Raw genomic sequence first — 20,766 nt, forward strand, 5'->3', positions numbered from 1 at the left:
GTGGCCGCCGGCGCGTGACTTCAATGTCGACCCTGTCGTCCAGCAACAACGCTGGCATACGACCCTCCCAGCTCGCGCCGTCATGTGTGGAGACGATGTGACGACGCGGGCACGGCGCGCCGGTTGGGTCCGAGGCAGACCAATACCAAAGCTCGATAGACGCTGGATGGGCGACGGGTGCAGCCTCGCGGACGGGTAGGGCAGCGGGCGCAGGCGGACCACCAGGTTTGGCGATGACGCGACGACGCGGGCGTTGCCTGGCATGGCGCAGTAGACGTCCGTAGCGCGGCCGCGGGTGTCCAGTTTGCGACGAGGATCAAGGCTAAGACATGAAAGCAAACCAGCGCCTGCTGGTCGCATTGGCGGTGTTCGCCACCGTGTTTCTACTGGCGACGCATGCGCGGGAAAAGCTTGGCGCCGAGGCGCCGACGTCCGGAGCGATCCATTTGCCTCATGAAGGATCCTTCCCGTCGCTGGGTGGCGCCGTGGCCTGGCTCAATTCGCCGCCACTGACGCCGGCGGCCTTGCGCGGCAAGGTGGTGCTGGTGGATATCTGGACGTATTCGTGCATCAACTCGATCCGGCAGCTGCCCTATATCCGCGCCTGGGCGAGCAAATACCGGGACCAGGGCCTGGTGGTGATCGGCGTGCATGCGCCCGAGTTCGCGTTTGAAAGAGACCCCGACAACGTTCGCCAGGCGGTGAAGGATCTGCGCTTCGGGCCTCCGATGATCACCGCGATCGACAGCGATCATGCCATCTGGAACGCCTTCCACAACGAGTATTGGCCGGCGTTGTACTTTATCGATGCCAAGGGCGCGATACGCCATCATGTGTTTGGCGAAGGCGAGTACGACACGTCCGAGCGGATCATCCAGCAATTGCTGATCGAAGCCGGCGCGACCCAGGTGAGCCATGAGCTGGTGACCGTCGATGCGCGCGGTGTCGAAGCGGCCCCTGACTGGGATGACGTGAGGTCACCGGAAACCTATGTCGGTTCCGAGCGACGCGAGAATTTCGCCTCGACCGGCGCAAGTCTTTTCAGCGAGCGAAATATCTACGCGAAGCCCTCGCTGCTCAGCCTCAACCATTGGGCGCTGGTGGGCGACTGGACGGTGGGTAAGCATTCGGCCGTGCTCAACAAGGCGCAAGGGCGCATCGTCTACCACTTTCATGCGCGCGACCTGCATCTGGTGATGGGGCCGGCAACGCCTGGATCGTCCATCCGCTTTCGCGTGAGCATCGACGGCAAGCCGCCAGGGTCAGCCCATGGTATCGACGTGAACGAGCAGGGCGAGGGCACGGTGACGGCGCCGCGGATGTATCAGTTGATCCGGCAACCGCTGCCGATTTTCGATCACGAGTTTGCAATCGAGTTTCTCGATCCGGGTGCCGAAGCGTTTGTCTTCACCTTTGGCTGAATCGCCCACTGCGTGAGCAAGGCTGCACGTGTTCCACTCCCATGAGGCCCGCCATGAATCGCACCGACTCCACCGATGACATCGACGTTCGCCGTCGCCAGCTGGTTGGCGCCGCGGCAGTCACGCTCGCCGCGACGCAGCTGGGCGTGGCGACCCTGGGCCATGCGCAGCAGGGTGGCGCCAAGGCGAGTGCACACACCTCGTTTGCACCGCTCAAGCAGGTCAAGGCCGGCGACCTGGATATCGGCTATGCCGAAGCCGGTCCCGCCGGCGGACCGGTGGCCTTGCTGCTGCACGGCTGGCCCTACGACATCTACAGCTTCGTGGACGTGGCACCCTTGCTGGCGGCGGCGGGCTATCGGGTGATCGTGCCGTATTTGCGCGGCTATGGCACCACCCGTTTTGTTTCCGACAGCACGATGCGCAACGGCGAGCCGGCAGCGCTGGCGGTCGACATCGTGGCGATGATGGACGCGCTCAAGATCAAGCAGGCGACCATCGGCGGCTTTGACTGGGGCGCACGTACGGCCAATATCATCGGGGCACTCTGGCCGCAGCGCTGCAAGGCGATGGTGTCGGTAAGCGGCTACCTGATCGGCAGCCAGGCCTCAGGCAAGACGCCGCTGCCGCCCAAGGCGGAACTGCAGTGGTGGTATCAGTTCTACTTTGCGACGGACCGCGGCAAGGAGGGCTACGACAAATACCGGCACGACTTCGCCAAGCTTATCTGGCAACTTGCCTCGCCCAAATGGAATTTCGACGACGCCACCTTCGATCGTTCCGCGGCGGCCTTCGACAATCCCGATCATGTGGCCATTGCGATCCACAACTACCGCTGGCGTCTTGGCCTGGCCCAGGGCGAGGCGAAGTATGAGGAGTACGAGCAGAAGCTCGCGGCCGGTCCCGTCATCACCGTGCCCACCATCACCATGGAAGGCGACGCCAACGGCGCGCCGCATCCTGATCCCAGCGCGTACGCGAAGAAATTCACCGGCAAGTATGCGCACCGCGATATCGCCGGCGGCATTGGCCACAATCTTCCGCAGGAGGCACCGGAGGCCTTCGCCAAAGCCATGGTGGATGTCGATCACCTCTGAGTGGCCGTCTATTCCACCGGAACGGACAACTCCGCCAGGCGCGGCGCCCGCCATGGCGCCGCGGCGCCGCTGAAATGCGCGCGCAGCCGCGGCACGGCGAAGTCCGCGAACGCACGGACCTTGGGCACGGACAGACGGCCATGGGGAATGACCAGCTGCGCCGGGGTCAGGGCCCGATCCGCATCGGCCAAGACCACGAGCAGTGAACCCTCGCGCACTTCGGCAGCCACCTGATAGGAAAACAGCCGCGTGAGTCCGGCGCCGGCGAGCACCGAATCGATGGCGCCGCGCACGCTGTTGACGATCAGGCGTGGCATGAAATGGACGACACGCGGCGTGGACGCGCCGGGCAGCGCGGGAAAGCTCCACGAGTCCAGCCCGAATTGCGTCATCGCGATGATCGCGTGACCCGCCAGATCGACCGGTTCGCGGATCACGGGATGCCCCGTCAGATAGTGAGGCGAGGCGACAATCACGCGACGCACTTCGCCCACGGGCAAGGCGATCAGGCTGGAATCGGCGAGCTGTTCGATGCGCAGCGCCGCGTCGATGTCGTCGTCGAGCCACGGTGCGGGGCAGTCGCTCAGATGCAGGCGAACATTGACTGCGGGATAGGCCTGCACAAAGGCATCCACGATGGGACGGACAAAAGCTTCACCAGCCATCACCGGCGCGGTGACGGTGAGCGTTCCACGCGCGACAGACTTTTGCCGTGCCGCCTGCATATTGGCCGTGCGCAAGTCGGCGAGCAACCGGCGACAGGCGCTGGCGTAGGGCTCACCGGCTTCGCTGAGCCGGATCGATCGCGTCGTGCGGTGTAGCAGTTGGACGCCCACATAGGCTTCCAGAAAGGCCACAGCGCGACTGACCGCCGCCGGCGATCGCCCCAGTTTCCTGCTTGCGCCAGCAAGGCTGCCTTCGTCGATGGTCGCGACGAAAATCTTCATGGCCTCGATGCGGTCCATGGTCGGCGCTCTCCCGTGGTGACCGGGGTGAGCGTGTTTCTCTCACCCCATGATTCACCTGATTCTTGCGGAGGGCGGCGTGAACGGGCAATTGCACTTACGTACCAGTCGCCTCGACGCTGCGACACGGCAGGGTGAAATCAGTGATGCCGTGGATCGTTGTTGGCGTCGACGTAATCGATGCCCAGCGGCCCATAGCCCGAAACCTGGGTCACGTATTCCCCCGACTTTGCCCAATGGAAATGCGGCGTATTGCCAGGCAGCACGATCACGCTACCCGGACCATAAGCCACCAGCTTGGATTCATCGAAGGTCTTGCCGAGACCGATATAGAACACGCCGGAAATCACCGTGTAAATACGATCCTCGGGATGCGTGTGCGGCATCAGCTTGACCCCTGCGGGAACCTTGACGCGCACCACGTAAGGACCCGGTTGCTTCGGATCGCCGACCACGATGGCCAGCCGCGCCGTGGGTGGAAAGGCGGGGAACGCTTCCCATTGAATGTCCTCTGGCAACACGGAACCGAAAGTCTTGACCGGCAAGCCGCCGGCATGGCCCGGCAGTGGCGCCGACCATGCAAGCGCAGCGAACATGGCGAGCGCAAGAATTCTTGCAGAGGACATGGCATTCACTCCTTCGATGCAGTGGTTATGGGTGTGTTGACTTCGCGGACGAGAGACTGCCGATCGCGTGTACGATCGCCACCGCCAGCAGGTTGAGGATCAGCGCCACCAGCCCCGTATACAGCGAGATCGACAGCGATCCCCAGGCGAAGTGATGGATGGGCTTGAGTCCATCCGACCAGATAAGCCAGGTGCCGCTGATCATGCCGGCGACCCATCCGGTCATCAGGCAGCGCGCAGCGACGCGCGAGGTGAACAGGCTGAACATCAGTGCAGGAAAAGTCTGCAGGATCCACATGCCGCCCAGCAGTTGCAGGTCCAGCGCAAAATGCGTGGGCAGATACAGGATCGCCAGCAGCGCGCCCACCTTGACGACCAGCGAGGCGATCTTGGCAATACGCGCTTCGCCCTGCGGGCTGACCGCCGGATTCACATAGGCCTTCCAGAAATTGCGGGTGAACACATTGGCCGCGCCGATGCTCATCACCGCGGCAGGCACCAGCGCGCCGATGCCGATCGCAGCAAAGGCAAAGCCGGCGAACCAGCTGGGAAACAGCGCCTTGAACAAGGCCGGCACCACGTCGTTGTTGCTGGCCAGCTTCAGATGAGCGGCGTGTCCCATGTAACCGAGCAAGGCGAGCAGGCCCAGCAGCAAGGTATAGGCAGGCAGGAGCATCGCGTTCTTGCGGATGGTGTTGGCGCTCTTGCTGGCAAAGATGCCGGTCAGGGTGTGCGGGTACATGAACGCTGCCAGCGCCGAGCCCAGTGCCAGCGAGGCATAGGGCAGCAACTGATTGGGATCCAGCAGGATGCCGCCGCTGCCCTTGTCCTTGAACGCCTGCGCGGCGGCATCGAACACGGCGCCATAACCGCCCAGCTTGCTGGGAATGACGGCCACTGCCGCGATCACGGCGACGTATATCAGGATGTCCTTGACGAAGGCGATCAGTGCCGGCGCGCGAATGCCGGAGGAGTACGTATAAACGGCGAGTATCACGAACGCGATGATCAGCGGTATTTCACCGCGCAAGCCCAGCGCGGCAAACACGGCCGCCATGCCCACCAGCTGCAGCGCGATATACGGCATGGTGGCGATCACGGCGGTGATCGCCACGGCCAGTTCGAGCGCGCGCGATCCGAAGCGTCCGTAGACCACATCCGCCGCCGTGATATGGCCCTGTGCCTTGGCGATGCGCCACAGCACCGGCATCACGGCAAACACGAACGGGTAGACGATGATGGTGTAGGGCAGGGCAAAGAAACCGTACGCGCCCACGGCGTAGACCAGGGCAGGCACGGCAATGATCGTATAGGCGGTGTAGAAGTCGCCGCCGACCAGAAACCAGGTGATCCAGGTGCCGAAGCGTCGTCCGCCCAGGCCCCACTCATCCAGGTTCGTCGGTTCGGAAGACTGCTTCCAGCGCGCCGCCAGAAAGCCCATCACAGTGACGAGTGCAAACAGCGCCGTGAACACGCCGATGGCGACATAGTCGGGCTCAGTCGTCATGGCGCGATGTCCCGTAGACGATCCACAGCAGGATCACCGTGATCGGCACCCACAACAACTGGTACCAATAGAAGAACGGGAAGCCCCACAGCGCCGGCTCGGCCTTGTTATAGGACGAGACCCAAAGCAGTCCTACGAAAGGCAGCAGTAGCAGCAGGGAGATCAGACGGATGCGATCACGAGCCATGCGAACACCTCATCGTGGGTGGCCAACGCGGCGCCCGCTGCCGGCCTTGCCCTGGCACCGGATCACCGCGAACGTCATGCGACTGGCTTCAACTCTATGACGCTGCACGCAAGGATCGAATAGCCACGAATCGATAGTCAGTCTTCCGCGAGCAGCAACAATCCCTTAGTGCCTTTCCGGCAGGCTGCCTCAGGCCTGCGCCATGCGCATGCGATGGCGATCCAGAAACTGCAGGGTGAGATCGGCCACTTGCAGGGCCTTGGTATCCATCGCGAAATGGCCGGCATCCAGCAGGTGGACTTCCGCCGCCGGAACATCCTGCTGGTAGGCCCAGGCGCCGGGCTCCACGAACGACGGATCGTATTTTCCCCACAACACCAGCAAGGGTGGCTGGTGTGTCTTGAGGTAAGCCTGCCACTGCGGATACGACGCCACGTTGGTGCGGTAGTCGTAGAACAAATCTTCCTGGATGCGATCCTGGCCGGGGCGACTCAGGAAAGCCGACTCGTCGGTCCACAGATCCGGATCGTATAGCTCGGTGTGCGGATCAGTCCCCAGGTGTCGCTGCCTGGCCGCCTCGAAGGAAATCAGGTTCGCGCGCAGCTTGTCGGCCCAGGCGGTCCGGTCGGCCCAATATTCGCGGCGCGTGACCCAAAGCGGCCCGAGCCCTTCCTCGTGCGCCGCGGCATTTTGTATCACCAACGCATGGATGCGCTCGGGATGCATGAGCGCCAGCCGGAAACCGATCGGCCCGCCATAGTCCTGCATGAACAGTGTGTACTGCTGCAGGCCGAGCTGCCGGATGAAGGCCTCGATGACCGATGCAAGATGCCCGAACGTATAGGCGAAGATGGCAGGGTCTGGCGCATCGGAATGGCCGAAGCCCGGATAGTCGGGGGCAATCACGTGATAGCGCACGGCGAGCATGGGTATCAGCTTGTCGTACATCCTTGACGACGACGGAAAGCCGTGCAGCAGAAGCACGGTGGGCGCGCTCTTGCTGCCGGCTTCGCGATAGAAGAGATTCAGGCCTTGGACCTGGACGCTCTGATACGTCGTCATGGCGTTCACTCGTGTGCTGATCACGCGCTGTGTGGATCAGCAAGCCGAATGATTAGACGCGATGCGCCGTAAAGCTTACGTCGATGTCATGCTCACGCCGGTCAATTGTTCGCTGAGCGTCCACAGGCGCTCGGCTGCATGCGGATCGACTGCCCACGGGCGCACGCCGCTCGACAGGCTCGCCTGGCCTGCCGCCGTAGCTTCGGTGTCGGGTGCAAGCTCGGCGATGTCGCCATCCTCGCAGTAGACGCCGCCCATGCCATCCAGTTGCGCGCTGGTGGCTGCCCACACACTGGTCGCGGCACCTTGCGCCACGCTCTTCATGCCACGCGCAAGATCGACCACCGCCTGGCCGTGTTCGTCGATGGCGCCGATCTTCTGCAGCTCTTCGGTGCTCATGTGTCGGGCCAGATCGGTGACGATGCGGCCTGGATGGACGGAGAAGGCGCGCACGCCGTGAGGCGCGCCACGCGTATCCAAGCCCATGGCGAACAATGCGTTGGCCGTTTTGGACTGGCCATAGGCGATCCAGCGGTCGTACTCGCGATGTTCGAAATTGGGATCGTCAAAATCCATGGCCGCGTAGCGATGACCCAGCGACGACAACGCGACCACGCGGGCGCCGCGCGCACGCCGCAGGGCCGGCCACAGGCACGCCGTCAACTGATAGTGCCCCAGGTGATTGGTGGTCAGTTGCATTTCATTGCCGCGCGCATCGCGCATCAGCGGGCAGGCCATGATGCCGGCGCTGTTGATCAGGATGTGCAATGGCGAGCCGGAGGCCACAAAGGCCGCCGCGAAGGCGTCGATGGACGTCGGGTCGCTGAGATCCATGGCCGCGATCTCTACATCCATGCCGGCCAGGGCGTTCCTGGCCTTTTCGATATCGCGTGCCGGCACGATGACGCGCGCACCTGCTTCGCGCAGTGCGCGCGCCGTCTCGGTGCCGATGCCCGAGTAGCCGCCGGTGACGATGGCGGTCTTGCCGGCAAGGTCGATGCCGGCCAGCACGTCCTGCGCCGTCGAGGCCGCAGAAAAGCCGGAATGGATGGGGGCTTGCAGGCTGGGCATGGGGAGGTTTCCGATGAAGGTGACGCTTAGTCTAGGCAGCGCAACTCGTACGATGAATGCTTGAAAATCCTGCATTCATGCCCAATCGTTCAGGCATGCTCAACGATCCGCTTTCCGATGTGCTCAAGCTGGCCAATGTGCAATCGCTGGTGACCGGCGGCTTTGCCGCGTCAGGTCAGTGGGCGATCCGCTTTCCAGCACCGGACAAGATCAAGTTTTTCGCGGCGGTGCGTGGCGCGTGCTGGCTGCAACTGGAAGGCGAGGCAAGTCCGCTGCGGCTGGAGCCTGGTGACGTGATCCTGCTCGCGGCCAAACGCAACTTCGTGCTGGCGAGTGACTTGACGGCAACGCCGCACGACTCGCACGAGTTGTTTGCCGGACGCAGCGAGCCGATGGTGGCCGTCGATGGCGTGGCGATCGCCGACGCGGACGTCGTGCAGATCGGTGGCCATGTGCATCTGCATCATTCCTACGGCGCGTTGCTGGCGGATGTGTTGCCGACCTATATCCACGTGCACGGCGCTGCGCCGGAGGCACAGGCCTTGCGCTGGATCCTCGATCAGCTGCAGCGCGAGCGCGCCGACTTGCCTGGATCGAGCCTGGCCACGATGCAGTTGGGCTATCTGTTGTTTATCCAGGTGCTGCGCGCGCATCTGGCCGCGGGCGGCGCGTTGCGTGCCGGTTGGTTGCGGGCGGCGACCGACGCGCGCCTCGCGCCTGCCTTGCGCCTGATCCATGGCGAACCCGGGCGCGCCTGGCGGCTCGATCAGCTGGCGCGCGCCGCAGCGATGTCGCGCACCAGCTTCGCCACGCACTTCAAGGCCGTGGCAGGCGAAGCCCCTCTGTCGTATCTCACGCGCTGGCGGATGCGGCTGGCCGAACAGGCGCTGCGCCGCGGCGACGCGCCGGTGGCGACACTGGCAGAAACCTTGGGTTATGCCTCTGAGAGCGCTTTCAGTCACGCGTTCAAGCGTGTGGTCGGTCTTTCGCCGAGGCACTATGGCGAGCAGCTTCGCGATAGAGGCGCAGACGACGCTGCCAGAGCCGCCGTCGACGGTCTATAGGCCAGGGCGCGTCCAGCGGTATCGGCGTCAGGCCTCCGTGCGTACCTTGTGCGGCGGCCCAAGATAGGGAAATTCGCTGAGCAGATCCTTGTGCGGCCCTACCTTGTCTCCCAGCACCTTGCCGTTGGTGATCAAGGGAAGAAACACATCGATGACGTCGTCGGTCAGGGTCCTGCCGTTGCGGGGGAAGGAGGCGGGTTGCCCGGGATCGTAACGAAGGATGTCCGGAAGCATCGACGTGGCGACGCGCGTGGCTTCTGCCGGCGTATATCCGCCGGTGTGTTCCAGCGAGTGAGCAAAGGTGGGAATGAAGCGCGCATCTTGCGCGGGCTCGCTGGCCAGATAGAGACTCTTCTGGTCGCCCGCCAGAAAGACTTCCTGCGATGGACGCGCGGTACGATCCGCCTGCACCCATTGCCCGTCCACGCGATTGAGCGTGCGATGCCACAAGCCTAGTTCGCCGGCGCCAAGCGCGGCGTTGGGCACTTCCAGCACGATGCTGCATACATCGCCTTCGGCAAAGAAATCCTCGCCCGTAAACTGAAGATTGTTCAGCGCGCCACGCGTATCGAAGAAAAACGGATCGCTGCGCCAGCCAGCGAAGAAGCGGTAGTCGCCAGCCTCCGTGACCACGGCCATGGGGCCGGTGGACACCGGCGCTTCGTCGACGATCAAGCTGCCACCGTTGCCGATGCCTGCGGCCTGTGCTCCTTCAAGTCGGTGCAGCGTGGCAGCCAGGGCCCAGCCTTTGCTGGAGTAGAAGCGCACCTGGTACGAGATATTGGCGACCGCGTCGTCGTCGGTATCGATCTTCAGTTCATAGATCGCTTCTGCCGAGAACGGTTCGTTGGTGGTGGGCCCTTCGGGGCTCAAGCCCACCGAAGGGTGCACATTCATGACCAGGATCGACTTGTCCGGACTGCCTGGTTTAGGGAAGGCATACAAGTCGGTGAGATTGAGGCGGGCATCGCCATGGGGAAACCCGAAGTCCGGGCCGGGATAGTGGTGCGACATGAGTCACCGCCTGCTCGTGATGGAGGGATGCATGGCGCGACCCGCGCCGTTCCATCAGGCGTATGCGTCTTCATGACGGCATCAGGGTGTTTCGCACTCACGCAAACGGACCACCGGATGCTGCGCTGCGTGCACGGGGCACGCAATTGTGCGGAAGTATGGGTTGCGGTGGATGGCAGGGGGCGCTCTAGTAGGGCGATGCACTCTGCGCACGGCCCATGCCGACAGCTCCCCACCACCCATCGGCGACGCTTCGCTCTCTCCGCGCAAGCCAACAGTGCCGGCATTCGCAAGAAGCTGCAGATCGTCTACGCCTTGCTGATCGTTTTCAATGTGGGCGCATGGCTCTGGGCGATCGCGGCGCTGCATGCCAGGCCTGCGCTGCTGGGCGTGGCGTTATTGGTTTACGGGCTTGGCCTTCGTCACGCCGTGGATGCCGACCATATCGCCGCCATCGACAATGTCACGCGCAAGCTCATGCAGGCGGGACAGCGGCCGGTTGCCGTGGGCTTCTGGTTTGCCATGGGTCATTCGACGATCGTGGTGCTGGTCGCCGTTTGCGTAGCCTTCGCGACGCGCTCGCTGGCGGTGTTCCAGCATCTGCGCAACCTGGGCGAAGCCATTGGCACGTCGGTGTCCGTTGCCTTTCTGCTTGCCATTGCGGTGATGAATCTCGCCATCTTCCTGTCGATCCACAAGAGCTATCGGCGCTATCGCAACGACGGTGTGTATATCGAGGAAGACCTCGATCGCCTGCTGCATCAGCGTGGATGGCTGGCCCGTATTTTTCGACCGCTGTTTCGCCTGGTGGCGCGCAGCCATCACATGTTCCTGCTCGGCCTGCTGTTCGGCCTGGGGCTGGATACGTCCACGGAGATCGCGATGTTCACCGTGTCCGCGCAGGAGGCGCTCAAGGGCGTGTCCATCATGGCGGTCCTGGTGCTGCCTGCCTTGTTCGCCGCAGGCATGTCCTTGATCGACACCACCGATGGCGTGCTGATGCTGGGCGCGTACGACTGGGCATTCGTGCGGCCCGTGCGCAAGCTCTACTACAACATGACCATCACGCTCGTATCCGCCCTGGTGGCGATCGCGGTGGCGGGAACCGAAGCGATGGGATGGCTGGGCGAAACGATGCGCTGGCAGGGCGCCGGATGGACGATCATCGATGCGCTCAACAACCACACGGACAGCCTTGGCTTCGCCGTGATCGGCATGTTCGCGCTGGCCTGGACGCTGTCCTACCTGATCTATCGCGCGCAGCAGCCGCAGGGCGTCGAGCTGGGTGTGCGCAAGCGCTAGTGGATCAGCTTGACGCGCGAAACGTCACCACCAGCACGTCGCGGAACGCCGGTTCGTCGGCAACCAGCGGCCGCACCGGCGTGACGCCGTGGAAGACGCTGGGGTCGTGGATCAGCGCCGCATCCAACGGATGGGTGAGGGTGAAGTCGCCGAGCAGGCGCCCATCCGGCGCATGGATGGTGGTGGTGCCGCTGGCGATGTTGTGTCGGTCGATCAGCAGCACCAGCACGTAGTCGACACCGTCGCGATGGCTGCCCTCGGGCGTGGGCTCGCCCGCGGCGTCGCGGGTGGCCTCGATGCGAAACTGGTGGACCTCGATATGCCAGCGAGGCACGCCGGGCGCCAGCGTCCCGAAGAACTCCCGGCAGAAGTCGAGGACGCGGCGCATGCTGGCGCCCGCAACGACGGAAGCTTCGATAGGCGCGAACCATCGCTCGATATCGCCCTGCAAGGCGTTGTACTGCAGCGCCTGGAAATGCGCCTGATGGGCTTCGGGCCTGACGCCGCCTTGTGCCGTGGCGGAGAAGGTGGCGTGCCGGCGGCGACGGAAGCGTCCCTTGGCAGCCAGGTAGGGATCCGGCTCCAGATGGTTCCAGCTGTCCGCGAATGCCGACCAGTCGGACAACTCACCCGCTGCAGTCAGCAGCGGTTGCATGCGGTCGGCCGCCGCAAAAGCGAAACCATCGCGGCTGACTTCGTTCAGCAGCGTCGACAACGGGAGATCAGCTCGATTGCGCATGCGCGCATGATAAGTGATTCGGGCAGCCGCACCTACCGTGGCATCCCGCCTCAGGCCGCATCCTGCAGTACGTTCATGCCCTTGATCACCGCAGGGCGCGCGGCAAGCTGCGTCATCCAGCGATCCATGGCCGGGCGCCTGGCGCGAGCCTCGCCGAGCAGGCTCGGGTTGGCGGTGATCACCGCCACCACCCACGGATAGATCGCGATATCGGCAATGCCGTACGCATCGCCGCCCACGTAAGCCGAGTGGGACAGGCGTTGCTCGAGCACATCGAGCAGGCGATTGGATTCGGTGAGGTAGCGATCGATCGCCAGCGGAAGGCGCTCTTTGGCACGGTTGGCGAAAAAGCCCAGCTGGCCGAACATCGGACCCACGCCGCCCACTTGCCAGTTCAGCCACTGCAGCGCGGTGTATCGCGCTGTGCCGCTGGTGGGCAGCAGCTTGCCGGTTTTGTCGGCGAGATATTGGAGGATGGCGCCGCTTTCGAACAGCGTCAGGCCGTTCTCGCGATCGACCATCGCCGGTATCTTGCTGTTGGGCGATATGGCGACGAAGTCGGGCAGAAACTGCTCATCGTTGCCGATGTCCACCGCATGCACGCGATAGTCGAGCTGCAGTTCTTCCAGTGCGATGACCGGCTTGCGGCCATTGGGCGTTTTCCAGGTGTACAGATCGATCATGGGGCGCTCGGCGTGGGTGGCTGGGGCAGCCGGGTATGTTAGTCAATGCGATGGCGCGCATATACGCGCCGTGAAACATTTCTGTTGATACCTGGCGTAACAAGCCTTCGGGCGCTCAGGCGACCTGCTGCACCAGGAAGTCGATAAAGCTGCGCACGCGCAAGGGCAGGTGACGACCGTGCGGATAGAGCAGGCTGAAGGGGCGCGATCGTCCGCCAAAGGCAGGCAGCACCGCCACCAGGCGGCCATCGCGCAAGTCGTCTTCCACGATGAAACGATAGGTCTGGAACAGGCCGGCGCCGTGGCGTGCAAGCGTGACGCCGCCCAAGACATCTTCGGACAGGACATAGCCGCCGTCGCCGGCGATCTCGACATCCTTGCCCTGGTCCCGGAACAGCCAAGGAATACGCCTGCCGCTGCTGGGCAGATCGAACTGGATGCATTCGTGACGGTTGAGGTCGTCCAGTACTACCGGCGTGCCGCGCCTGGCCAGATATTCGGGCGTCGCCACGACGACGAGTTCGGCATCTTCGAGGTGGCGGGCGATCAGGGTCGAATCGGCAGGTGCACGCACGCGGATGGCCAGGTCGTAGCCTTCCTCGGAGAAATCGACATTGCGATTGCTCACGTGCACGTCCAGCTGCACTTCCGGATGCTGCGCGCGGAACGCCGGCAGCAGCGGCAGCAAGCGGTAGTGGGCGTAGGTGGTCGGCACGCTGATGCGCAGTGTGCCCACGGGGCGCAGCTGCTCGCCGGTGGCCATGCGTTCGGCTTCGATCAGCTGGGCGAGTGCCTGCCGGCATTCTTCAAAATAGGCGCGACCGACATCGGTCAGGCGGATCTGTCGGGTGGTGCGCACGAACAGGCGCACACCCATGCGCTCTTCCAGCCTGGCCACCGAACGGCTGACCGCGGCGGGAGTGACGCCAGCCGCCGCAGCGGCGGCCGTGAAACTGCCCAGTTCCCCGGCCAGGCAAAACAGCTCGATGCTACCCAGCAGCACATCGTCAAATTGGCGACGCATGATTCGTTACGCCACGTATCAAGTGAAATGCATTGAACCACATTCAACGCCATGGAATGCAGGAATAGAGTGCGTGCTCCGTGAAGCATTCGAGGCAATACGCATGAAACTTATCCTGATCGCCGACCCCATGTGTTCCTGGTGTTATGGCTTTGGCAAAGAGGTCACGGCATTGCGTGAAGCCGTGCCCGGGCTTGAGCTGCAAGTCGTGGTCGGCGGTTTGCGCCCCGGTGAAACGGCCGTGATGCCGCGGTCGCAGCGTGTGGCGCGGCTGGAGCACTGGTCGCGCGTGGAAGCCGCCAGCGGCCTGCCGTTCAATCGCGAAGCGTTCCTGGCCAACGACCATCTGGTTTATGACGCCGAGCCGGCATGCCGTGCCGTGGTCACTGCGCGACGACTGGCGCCCGGCATCGATCAGCTTGAAGTGCTGCGCAGCATCCAGCGCGCGTTCTATGTCGACGGGCGCGATATCACCAAGGGTGACGTACTCGCCGAGGTGGCATCCGCCATCATGGACACGCTGGGTTTTGCAACCACCGCAGCGGATTTCCTGGCCGCCTGGCAATCGGTCGAGGCCGTGACGGCAACACAGGAGGATTTCCTGCAGGCGCGTCGCTGGGGCATCGCGAGTTTTCCGTCCTTGCTGCTGGAGGATGGCGATAAACTCTATAGCGTCGCGCCGGGGTATATCGACGCGCAGCAGCTGATTTCGCGGGTGCGCACCGTGACCGGTTCGCGTTTCGACACCAGGGTCGGATAAGGCAACGCATATGACTCATGATCAGGCAGTACTCGAACTGGCCCATCGGTACCTGCGTGGCATCTATGAGGGCGACACGCAAGCTTTGCATGAGGTATTCATGCCGGATGCGCGTGTCGAGGACCTGGTGACCGGTAGCTTCCGCTCGCGCACGGCCCATCAATACATCGAGGCCGTTGGCTCCCGCCAAAGCCCACGCGCGGCTGGCGAGTCGTTCAACATGAGTGTGCTGTCCATCCAGGTGCTGGGCGATATGGCCACGGTGACGGCGGAGCTGCGTTTTCTCGGCAACCACTTTTACAACGTGCTGTCGCTGCTGCGTCGTGATGATCAGTGGCGCATTGCGCACAAGCTGTTTGGTCCGCCGGTCTGACCACCGCCGCGTGTGATCATCGATCGTCGTTCCAGGCGATTCGCTGATCACCGTGGATGATCGTGCGCCTCCCTTGCCGCGTGCGCCTGCTGAAGCCGGGCATCCATGCGCACCAGTTCGGCCAGTGAGCCGGCCATCATCTTGCGCATCACCTGACCGCGATGGGCCTTCACGGTGATCTCGCTGATGCCAAGTTCCGCGGCAATCTGTTTGTTGAGCAGGCCCACCACCACCAGCGCCATCACTTCCCGTTCGCGTCGACTCAAGGAGGCGCAGCGCTGTTCGAGCACCAGGATATCGAGCTCCTGCTCGAGCGTGGCGCGGCTATGCTCGATGGCCTGGCGGATGGCCTCCAGCATCACCTCGTTGTCGAACGGCTTGGTGAGGAATTCCGCCGCGCCCGCCTTCATGGCGCGTACCGTGGTGGGTACGTCGCCAAAGCCGGTGATGAAGATGATCGGCATGTCGAGCCGGTCATGGGCGATGGCATCCTGCACATCCAGGCCATCAAGATCCGGCAGGGAGACGTCGAGGATCAGGCAGCTGGGCGCGAACACGCGCGGGCGTGCCAGAAAGGCCTGGGCCGACGCAAACGTTTCGACTTGCCATCCCTCCAGGCGAATCATCGCCTCGAGCGCCTCGCGCACCGACAAGTCATCGTCGACGACGAAGACCATGGGCGTGGCAGACGGGATAGGAGGGTGCGCGGAGTCCCGGTCCGGTGAGTGGGGCGGGCGCATCGTTATCTCCGATGGCAGAGGCGCCCCTGTCGCGCGATTCAAGATGTGTGGCGCCGCGACCCGCACGGATCCGCACGTGGCTCATGCAGGCGATCGACGGCGGCTTCATGCTGGCGAGCACGACGTCGTTGGCCTGCAACTCGGTTCTACGCCGCGTTTCGCGCGTTTTCAATGTGATTAATTTCACTGTATCAAGAGTGAAACGATTCCGGGCCGTCGACGTGGACATCATTTGATGGTGCCCGTCGGGCAGTCCGCGCTTCGATGACAGCAGGCGATGTAAGCGCTTTTCATCGGGTTTTTCTCGGGAAAAACGATACCCAGGTACAATCGACGAGCGTGCTGGATCGACTTACATTGGCCCTCGGTTGGCCGGCAATCCGTCGGGGCCGACGCGCAAGCGCAGCGGTGAATGACTATGTATCTGGTCAAGCCACGCTCATCGTGCAATCCCATGCCGGTACCCATCCGCTGGAGCAAGCCCAGCGGCAACGCGCGCGTCATCGACCGCGTGGGACAGCACCAGCTCCTGCAATTGGCGCTGATGATCGAACCCGACGAGCTGCGTATCTCCGAATGGTGGCACCAGACGCCGATCGCCGAGCTGGGCGGCGATACGGCGGACGCGCTGGTGTCGCAAGGCATGCAGCATCTGGTCGAGGCCTTCCTGCTTGCCATCCTGTTCGGGGATCGCGGCTGAGCGGCGGGCCGCGTGCGCGGCCAGCGACTAGCTCGTGCAGAACAGGGCTGCGCGTTCCAGCGCGCCGGCGACGCGGGTACAGGGCCCTGGTGAGCGTTTGGCTCCACGCTCATGCCTGAGCGCGACGTCGATAGTTCAGTCGTGCGTCGCCGCCACGCTTATTGCCAACCCAGTCCAAGACTCTTCTGCAATGACACAAGGTCCTTGAGCAGATCGGCCTGCCCCTCGATCAGGTTCTGCTGGGCGGTGAACTGCGTACGCTGCGTGTCCATCAGGTCGATCAGCGAGGATGCGCCGGCGCCGTAGCGCTGGTGCATCAAACGCTCAGAGCGATTGGCCGATGCCTCGATCTGCTGCAGGCGCGTCACGCTGTCGCGTTGGTGGCCGTAGCGGGACAGGGCGTTGTTGGCGTCCTGCAGCGCGGCGAGCACGGTCTGCGTGTAGGTGGCGGCGGCCTCATCGCGGCCAGCTTCGGCCTGGCGGATGCTGCTGTGGGTGCGGCCGAAATCGAATACGTTCCACTGCAGGTAAGGCACGCCCAGCCAGGTGAAAGCGCTCTTCTTCGCAAGGTCGGCGGGGTTCACACCCGTGGTGCCGAGGAAGCCCATCAAGGTCACCTTGGGAAACAGATCGGCGGTGTGCTGGCCGATCTGCGCGTTGCTCGAGGCCAGTCGACGCTCGGCGGCGCGGATATCCGGGCGCTGTCGCAGCAGGCTTGCCGGATCATCCACTGGCACCGCTGCCGGCAAGACCGGCAGTGCGGCCGGCTTCGACAGTTCCTGGTCGAGCGCCCCAGGCGCCTGGCCGGTGAGCACCGCCAATTGATCCAGCGATTCGGTGATCTGCTCGTCCAGCGGAATCAGGGTTGCCCGCGTATTCTCAACCTGGGTGGTTTGCCGCTCGACGTCCGCATCGGCGGCGACGCCGCGTGCACGGCGTTGCTGCACCAGCTCGAGCGTCTTCTGCGCGAGCTCGCTGGACTGATTGGCCAGCACCAGGCGCTGCTGCTGATCGCGCAGGCCGATATAAGCCTGGGCCACTTCGGCGGCCAACGATACCTGGACATCGGCGAAGTCGGCTTCGACGGCCTGGGCCTGCGCCGACGAGGCCTCGGTGGCGCGCCGCACGCCGCCAAACAGGTCGAGCTCCCAGGAGGCATCGAATGCAGCGGTATACAACTGCAGCGGACCGCGTCCGCTGGAGGGGTTCGTGCCCTGGCCGCCCTGCGTGTTGTTGGAAGACTGCAGCAGCGATAGATCCGGTTCGCGCACGCGCACGGCCGCCGCGTCCACCGACAGGTTGGGCAGTGCTTTCGTGCGTTGTTGCAACAGTTGCTCGCGCGACTGCCGCAGGCGTGCCTGTGCCGCCTGCAGGTTGGGGTTGTGTGCCAGTGCCGCGTCGATCAGCGCATTGAGTTGCGGATCATGGAGCGTGGTCCACCACGGGCTGGGCGCCGGTGTCGTGGCGAGGCCTGCGGTTGGCGCACGTACAAAAGCATTTCCCTGGCTGCCGGGAATATCAGGCGCGCCGCGGTAATCGGGGCCGACCGTGCAGCCCGAAAGTGCAGTGACCGAGGCAAGCAGTGCCAGCAGCAAGGTGCACGGCGCGCGCGATGGTAGCGTAGTCATGACAAACATCCTCAATGGCCCGTCGCCGCCGGCGCGTGGTGGCTTGGCGTCTTCAGCAGCAAGGCGAGCGGTATGCAGCAGAGCAGGGCGATGCCCAGCACATAGAAAATTTCCGAATACGTCATCACCAGGGCCTGCTGCTGAATCTGCTGCGCCAGCTGAGCCAGGGCACGCATCTTCGAATAGGCCATATCCCCGGTCTGCGCGAACCAGCTCGCTGCATTGGCTGCCATGCGATCCTGGCCGAGTACGGAATTGGCCGATAGCGATTCGCGGATGGTCGCCACATGAAAGGTGTTGCGCCGGTCGATGACGGTGCCGATGATGGCCAGGCCGATCGAGCCGCCCAGGTTGCGCGCCATGTTGTAGATGCCGGCCGCATCGCCCGATTCTTCGCGCGACACCGCCGCCATCGACGCCTGGTTCAACGGCATCATCGCCAGCATCTGGCCGGCGCCGCGCACCAGCTGCGACCAGAAGAAGTCATCGCCGACGGACTGAGCGGTCAGGTGGATGTCGAGCATGCAGCTGCCCACGAAACACAGCAGGCCGGTGATCACCAGGATGCGGAAATCCACCTTGCCCAGCAGGCGCGGCAAGATCGGCATCATCATGAAGGCCGGTACGCCCGATACCAGCATGACCCAGCCCGATTGCTCGGCGTTGTAGCCCGCGATCAGGCCGAGGAATTGCGGAATCACATAGATCACGCCGTACAGCGCCGCGCCCACTACCAGCACGATGAAGATCACGCTGGCGTAGCGCGGGTTCTTCAACAGGCTCAGTCGCATCACCGGCTTGGCAGCGGTGAACTGCGATATCGCGATCAGGACCATGCCGGCCAATGACAGCAGGCTGAGCCAGATGATCATGCCGGACTCGAACCAGCGTTCGCGTTGGCCTTCTTCGAGCACCACGGTCAAGGAGCTCAGTCCGATGGTGAGCCCGAACACGCCCAGCCAGTCGGCCTTTCGCAAAGCCTCCCAATGCGGCTTGTCCGACGGCAGGCCGACCAGCAGCAAGGTGATCAGGCCGATACAGACGGGCAGGTTGATGAAGAAGCACCAGCTCCAGCTGATGTTCTCCGTCAGCCAGCCGCCCAGCACCGGGCCCAGCAGCGGACCGAGCAGGACGATCAGGCCGAACGCGGTCATGCCGATCGGCAGCTGCGACATCGGCAGGCGGCTGCGGATGATGGTTTGCGCCGTGGGTATCATCGCACCGCCGGTCAGGCCCTGGCCGATGCGGCCGATGATCATCGCCATCAGCGTGGTCGAGATGCCGCACATCATCGAAAACAGGATGAACAACGCGGCGCAACCGAGCAGGAAGTTGCGCAAGCCGAACACGCGGGTCAGCCACGCGGCGAGCGGGATGATCACGATTTCCGACATCAGATAGCCGGTGGAAATCCAGGTGCCCTCGGTGCCTGTGGCACCGATCTCGCCCTGGATCTGCGGCAGGGCCGAGTTGGTGATGGAGATGTCGAGCGTCGCCATCAATGCACCCAACGAACCGGCCGCGACGGCGATCCAGTCCGCGACGCTCGCGCGCTCAGGATGCGCGGCAGGCTGGGCGACTGCCTCAGCCATGACGTCGTTCTGCTGACGCGACTTTGCCGTCTTCGTGCGCCTGGCGCGTGTCCACCTTCACCGTCACCGACAGGCCCGGCACGAGCAGCTTGCGGGTCTGTTCGTCGGTCTCCAGGCGGATGCGTACCGGCACGCGTTGCACGATCTTGGTGAAGTTGCCGGTGGCATTCTCGGGTGGCAGCAGGGCGAATTCCGCACCGGTGCCCGGCGCGAAGCTCTCGACCACGCCCTGCAACTCGGTATCAGGCAAGGCATCGACCCGCACGCTGGCATGCTGGCCTGCGCGCATCTGGCCGATCTGGGTTTCCTTGAAATTGGCGGTGAGGTAGACGCCTTCGATCGGCACCACCGTCATCATGCGCGTGCCCGGTTGCGCGTACTGACCCACGCGCACCGTGCGATCGCCCACGCGCCCGGGCAGCGAGCTGCGGATCAAGGTGTCGTCGAGGTCAAGTTTCGATTGCCGGGCCGAGGCCTGGGCGGCTTCCAGTTGCGCGCGCGCCTGGGCGATCTGCGCGTTGAGGTCGGCGATCTTCGCCTGGGCCTGGTCAAGCGCGGCCGTGTCTGCCGCCAGGGTTGCCCTGGCCTGGTCGCGGTTGCTGGTGAGCACCGACAGCTGGTCGCTGCTCTCGGCACCCGTGGTGGCCAGCGGGCCGTAGCGGCGCACTTCTTCCTCGGCGTGGCGGCTGCTGATCTGGGCGGTCAGCTGCTGGGCCTTGGCCTGCTCGATCGCGGCGCGCTGCTGCAGGATGGCTGCCTGCGCGCGCTGGATATCGGCCTGGCGTGCATCGACCGTGGCCTGGGCCTGGTCCAGCGCGGCGCGGTACTGGCGCCCGTCCAGGCGCACCAGCGGATCACCGGCCTTCACCGTGGCGTTGTCGCCCACATAGACATCGGTGACATAGCCGCTGACCTTGGGCGCCACGGTCATGCTGTCGGCGCGCAGATAGGCGTCGTCGGTGCTCTGCATGTAGCGGCCGACCACCCACCAATAGCCCAGGGCCAGCACCGCGATGACGGCCAGGACGATGGCGACGGGCAGCAGGATCTTGCCCGCCCTGGTGCGGCGCGAGCTGGGGATGGCGGGATCTTTCTTTACTTCGCCGGGCGTGGAGCCGGAGGAGGCGGGCATGAGGGTGTGTCCAATATATTCCAGCTGGAAGATTTATTCCGATTGGAATAACTTTGTCAAATGATATATTTCCGGGGAG

General features: G+C 64.0%; 21 protein-coding genes. 7 read left to right on the forward strand and 14 right to left on the reverse strand.

Going from position 1 to position 20,766, the window contains the following annotated elements; genetic code table 11:
- Window positions 1-329 precede the first annotated feature (329 nt).
- Entirely contained in the window at window positions 330-1,421 is a 1,092-nt protein-coding gene (locus tag Y882_RS05570; protein WP_052949697.1) for a redoxin domain-containing protein, read from the forward strand.
- Window positions 1,422-1,474: 53 nt separating this feature from the next.
- A complete protein-coding gene (locus Y882_RS05575; protein WP_046970889.1) occupies window positions 1,475-2,518 on the forward strand; it encodes an alpha/beta fold hydrolase in 1,044 nt (347 codons plus the stop codon).
- A gap of 8 nt (window positions 2,519-2,526) precedes the next feature.
- Here Y882_RS05575 and Y882_RS05580 read toward each other — a convergent pair whose 3' ends face one another.
- The 6 genes from Y882_RS05580 to Y882_RS19925 form a co-directional block, all read right to left on the reverse strand.
- Window positions 2,527-3,465, reverse strand: a complete 939-nt coding sequence (locus Y882_RS05580) for a LysR family transcriptional regulator (RefSeq protein WP_244466243.1) — start codon at window positions 3,463-3,465, stop codon at window positions 2,527-2,529.
- A gap of 158 nt (window positions 3,466-3,623) precedes the next feature.
- Complete coding sequence (locus Y882_RS05585) at window positions 3,624-4,109, reverse strand: cupin domain-containing protein (protein ID WP_046970891.1); 486 nt, start codon at window positions 4,107-4,109, stop codon at window positions 3,624-3,626.
- Between the two features lie 25 nt (window positions 4,110-4,134).
- Complete coding sequence (mctP, locus tag Y882_RS05590; protein WP_046970892.1) at window positions 4,135-5,616, reverse strand: monocarboxylate uptake permease MctP; 1,482 nt, start codon at window positions 5,614-5,616, stop codon at window positions 4,135-4,137.
- Window positions 5,606-5,803, reverse strand: a complete 198-nt coding sequence (locus Y882_RS05595; protein WP_046970893.1) for a DUF3311 domain-containing protein — start codon at window positions 5,801-5,803, stop codon at window positions 5,606-5,608. Before Y882_RS05595 ends, mctP begins: the two co-directional genes overlap by 11 nt.
- 189 nt (window positions 5,804-5,992) lie before the next feature.
- Window positions 5,993-6,865: an alpha/beta fold hydrolase gene (locus Y882_RS19920; protein ID WP_046970894.1), complete on the reverse strand. Its 873-nt coding sequence runs from the start codon at window positions 6,863-6,865 to the stop codon at window positions 5,993-5,995.
- Window positions 6,866-6,940: 75 nt separating this feature from the next.
- Window positions 6,941-7,936 (reverse strand): oxidoreductase, encoded by a 996-nt coding sequence (locus tag Y882_RS19925; protein WP_046970895.1) that lies wholly within the window; start codon window positions 7,934-7,936, stop codon window positions 6,941-6,943.
- Between the two features lie 77 nt (window positions 7,937-8,013).
- On the opposite strand from Y882_RS19925, the gene Y882_RS05610 reads away from it, so the two are divergent.
- Window positions 8,014-9,000 (forward strand): AraC family transcriptional regulator, encoded by a 987-nt coding sequence (locus tag Y882_RS05610; protein ID WP_211259123.1) that lies wholly within the window; start codon window positions 8,014-8,016, stop codon window positions 8,998-9,000.
- Between the two features lie 27 nt (window positions 9,001-9,027).
- On the opposite strand, the gene Y882_RS05615 is transcribed toward Y882_RS05610, so the two are convergent.
- Window positions 9,028-10,014: a DUF4331 family protein gene (locus tag Y882_RS05615; protein ID WP_046970897.1), complete on the reverse strand. Its 987-nt coding sequence runs from the start codon at window positions 10,012-10,014 to the stop codon at window positions 9,028-9,030.
- A 198-nt stretch (window positions 10,015-10,212) separates the two neighbouring features.
- Here Y882_RS05615 and Y882_RS05620 point away from each other — a divergent pair, with 198 nt between their 5' ends.
- Entirely contained in the window at window positions 10,213-11,316 is a 1,104-nt protein-coding gene (locus Y882_RS05620) for a HoxN/HupN/NixA family nickel/cobalt transporter (protein ID WP_082120944.1), read from the forward strand.
- Window positions 11,317-11,320: 4 nt separating this feature from the next.
- Here Y882_RS05620 and Y882_RS05625 read toward each other — a convergent pair whose 3' ends face one another.
- From Y882_RS05625 to Y882_RS05635, 3 genes are all read right to left on the reverse strand, one after another.
- Entirely contained in the window at window positions 11,321-12,055 is a 735-nt protein-coding gene (locus Y882_RS05625) for a 2OG-Fe dioxygenase family protein (RefSeq protein WP_046970898.1), read from the reverse strand.
- A gap of 50 nt (window positions 12,056-12,105) precedes the next feature.
- The gene (locus Y882_RS05630; protein ID WP_046970899.1) at window positions 12,106-12,738 is read right to left on the reverse strand and encodes a glutathione S-transferase N-terminal domain-containing protein; all 633 of its coding nucleotides are present in this window, start codon (window positions 12,736-12,738) and stop codon (window positions 12,106-12,108) included.
- A gap of 115 nt (window positions 12,739-12,853) precedes the next feature.
- Window positions 12,854-13,762, reverse strand: a complete 909-nt coding sequence (locus Y882_RS05635) for a LysR family transcriptional regulator (RefSeq protein ID WP_046970900.1) — start codon at window positions 13,760-13,762, stop codon at window positions 12,854-12,856.
- 103 nt (window positions 13,763-13,865) lie between these two features.
- On the opposite strand from Y882_RS05635, the gene Y882_RS05640 reads away from it, so the two are divergent.
- Both Y882_RS05640 and Y882_RS18765 read left to right on the forward strand, forming a co-directional pair.
- A complete protein-coding gene (locus Y882_RS05640; protein WP_046970901.1) occupies window positions 13,866-14,522 on the forward strand; it encodes a DsbA family protein in 657 nt (218 codons plus the stop codon).
- Between the two features lie 10 nt (window positions 14,523-14,532).
- Window positions 14,533-14,895 (forward strand): nuclear transport factor 2 family protein, encoded by a 363-nt coding sequence (locus Y882_RS18765; protein ID WP_052949699.1) that lies wholly within the window; start codon window positions 14,533-14,535, stop codon window positions 14,893-14,895.
- Window positions 14,896-14,942: 47 nt separating this feature from the next.
- On the opposite strand, the gene Y882_RS05650 is transcribed toward Y882_RS18765, so the two are convergent.
- Entirely contained in the window at window positions 14,943-15,572 is a 630-nt protein-coding gene (locus Y882_RS05650) for a response regulator transcription factor (protein ID WP_244466245.1), read from the reverse strand.
- A gap of 517 nt (window positions 15,573-16,089) precedes the next feature.
- Between Y882_RS05650 and Y882_RS05655 the strand changes: the two genes are divergently transcribed.
- Entirely contained in the window at window positions 16,090-16,335 is a 246-nt protein-coding gene (locus Y882_RS05655) for a hypothetical protein (RefSeq protein WP_156171329.1), read from the forward strand.
- Window positions 16,336-16,493: 158 nt separating this feature from the next.
- Here Y882_RS05655 and Y882_RS05660 read toward each other — a convergent pair whose 3' ends face one another.
- Genes Y882_RS05660 through Y882_RS05670 form a run of 3 tightly spaced genes read right to left on the reverse strand, consistent with a single transcriptional unit; the run spans window position 16,494 to window position 20,687 of the window.
- The gene (locus Y882_RS05660) at window positions 16,494-17,963 is read right to left on the reverse strand and encodes an efflux transporter outer membrane subunit (RefSeq protein WP_046970904.1); all 1,470 of its coding nucleotides are present in this window, start codon (window positions 17,961-17,963) and stop codon (window positions 16,494-16,496) included.
- A gap of 11 nt (window positions 17,964-17,974) precedes the next feature.
- A complete protein-coding gene (locus Y882_RS05665) occupies window positions 17,975-19,555 on the reverse strand; it encodes an MDR family MFS transporter (RefSeq protein WP_046970905.1) in 1,581 nt (526 codons plus the stop codon).
- Window positions 19,548-20,687 (reverse strand): HlyD family secretion protein, encoded by a 1,140-nt coding sequence (locus Y882_RS05670; RefSeq protein WP_052949701.1) that lies wholly within the window; start codon window positions 20,685-20,687, stop codon window positions 19,548-19,550. The genes Y882_RS05665 and Y882_RS05670 overlap by 8 nt, the downstream gene beginning before the upstream one ends.
- Window positions 20,688-20,766 lie beyond the last annotated feature (79 nt).

Origin of the sequence: Dyella japonica DSM 16301 (assembly GCF_001010355.1) — a bacterium.
GTDB lineage: Bacteria > Pseudomonadota > Gammaproteobacteria > Xanthomonadales > Rhodanobacteraceae > Dyella > Dyella japonica.

What these genes read in the sequence shown, in the direction of transcription:
- Y882_RS19925 (WP_046970895.1), bottom strand. Translation starts at nt 7,936, where the DNA reads ATGCCCAGCCTGCAAGCCCCCATCCATTCCGGCTTTTCTGCGGCCTCG.
- Y882_RS05655 (WP_156171329.1), top strand. Translation starts at nt 16,090, where the DNA reads ATGCCGGTACCCATCCGCTGGAGCAAGCCCAGCGGCAACGCGCGCGTC.
- Y882_RS05630 (WP_046970899.1), bottom strand. Translation starts at nt 12,738, where the DNA reads ATGATCGATCTGTACACCTGGAAAACGCCCAATGGCCGCAAGCCGGTC.
- Y882_RS05665 (WP_046970905.1), bottom strand. Translation starts at nt 19,555, where the DNA reads ATGGCTGAGGCAGTCGCCCAGCCTGCCGCGCATCCTGAGCGCGCGAGC.
- Y882_RS05610 (WP_211259123.1), top strand. Translation starts at nt 8,014, where the DNA reads ATGCCCAATCGTTCAGGCATGCTCAACGATCCGCTTTCCGATGTGCTC.
- Y882_RS05660 (WP_046970904.1), bottom strand. Translation starts at nt 17,963, where the DNA reads ATGACTACGCTACCATCGCGCGCGCCGTGCACCTTGCTGCTGGCACTG.
- Y882_RS05595 (WP_046970893.1), bottom strand. Translation starts at nt 5,803, where the DNA reads ATGGCTCGTGATCGCATCCGTCTGATCTCCCTGCTGCTACTGCTGCCT.
- Y882_RS05650 (WP_244466245.1), bottom strand. Translation starts at nt 15,572, where the DNA reads ATGGTCTTCGTCGTCGACGATGACTTGTCGGTGCGCGAGGCGCTCGAG.
- Y882_RS05640 (WP_046970901.1), top strand. Translation starts at nt 13,866, where the DNA reads ATGAAACTTATCCTGATCGCCGACCCCATGTGTTCCTGGTGTTATGGC.
- Y882_RS05670 (WP_052949701.1), bottom strand. Translation starts at nt 20,687, where the DNA reads ATGCCCGCCTCCTCCGGCTCCACGCCCGGCGAAGTAAAGAAAGATCCC.
- Y882_RS05625 (WP_046970898.1), bottom strand. Translation starts at nt 12,055, where the DNA reads ATGCGCAATCGAGCTGATCTCCCGTTGTCGACGCTGCTGAACGAAGTC.
- Y882_RS18765 (WP_052949699.1), top strand. Translation starts at nt 14,533, where the DNA reads ATGACTCATGATCAGGCAGTACTCGAACTGGCCCATCGGTACCTGCGT.
- Y882_RS05570 (WP_052949697.1), top strand. Translation starts at nt 330, where the DNA reads ATGAAAGCAAACCAGCGCCTGCTGGTCGCATTGGCGGTGTTCGCCACC.
- Y882_RS19920 (WP_046970894.1), bottom strand. Translation starts at nt 6,865, where the DNA reads ATGACGACGTATCAGAGCGTCCAGGTCCAAGGCCTGAATCTCTTCTAT.
- Y882_RS05620 (WP_082120944.1), top strand. Translation starts at nt 10,213, where the DNA reads ATGCACTCTGCGCACGGCCCATGCCGACAGCTCCCCACCACCCATCGG.
- mctP (WP_046970892.1), bottom strand. Translation starts at nt 5,616, where the DNA reads ATGACGACTGAGCCCGACTATGTCGCCATCGGCGTGTTCACGGCGCTG.
- Y882_RS05635 (WP_046970900.1), bottom strand. Translation starts at nt 13,762, where the DNA reads ATGCGTCGCCAATTTGACGATGTGCTGCTGGGTAGCATCGAGCTGTTT.
- Y882_RS05615 (WP_046970897.1), bottom strand. Translation starts at nt 10,014, where the DNA reads ATGTCGCACCACTATCCCGGCCCGGACTTCGGGTTTCCCCATGGCGAT.
- Y882_RS05575 (WP_046970889.1), top strand. Translation starts at nt 1,475, where the DNA reads ATGAATCGCACCGACTCCACCGATGACATCGACGTTCGCCGTCGCCAG.
- Y882_RS05580 (WP_244466243.1), bottom strand. Translation starts at nt 3,465, where the DNA reads ATGAAGATTTTCGTCGCGACCATCGACGAAGGCAGCCTTGCTGGCGCA.
- Y882_RS05585 (WP_046970891.1), bottom strand. Translation starts at nt 4,109, where the DNA reads ATGTCCTCTGCAAGAATTCTTGCGCTCGCCATGTTCGCTGCGCTTGCA.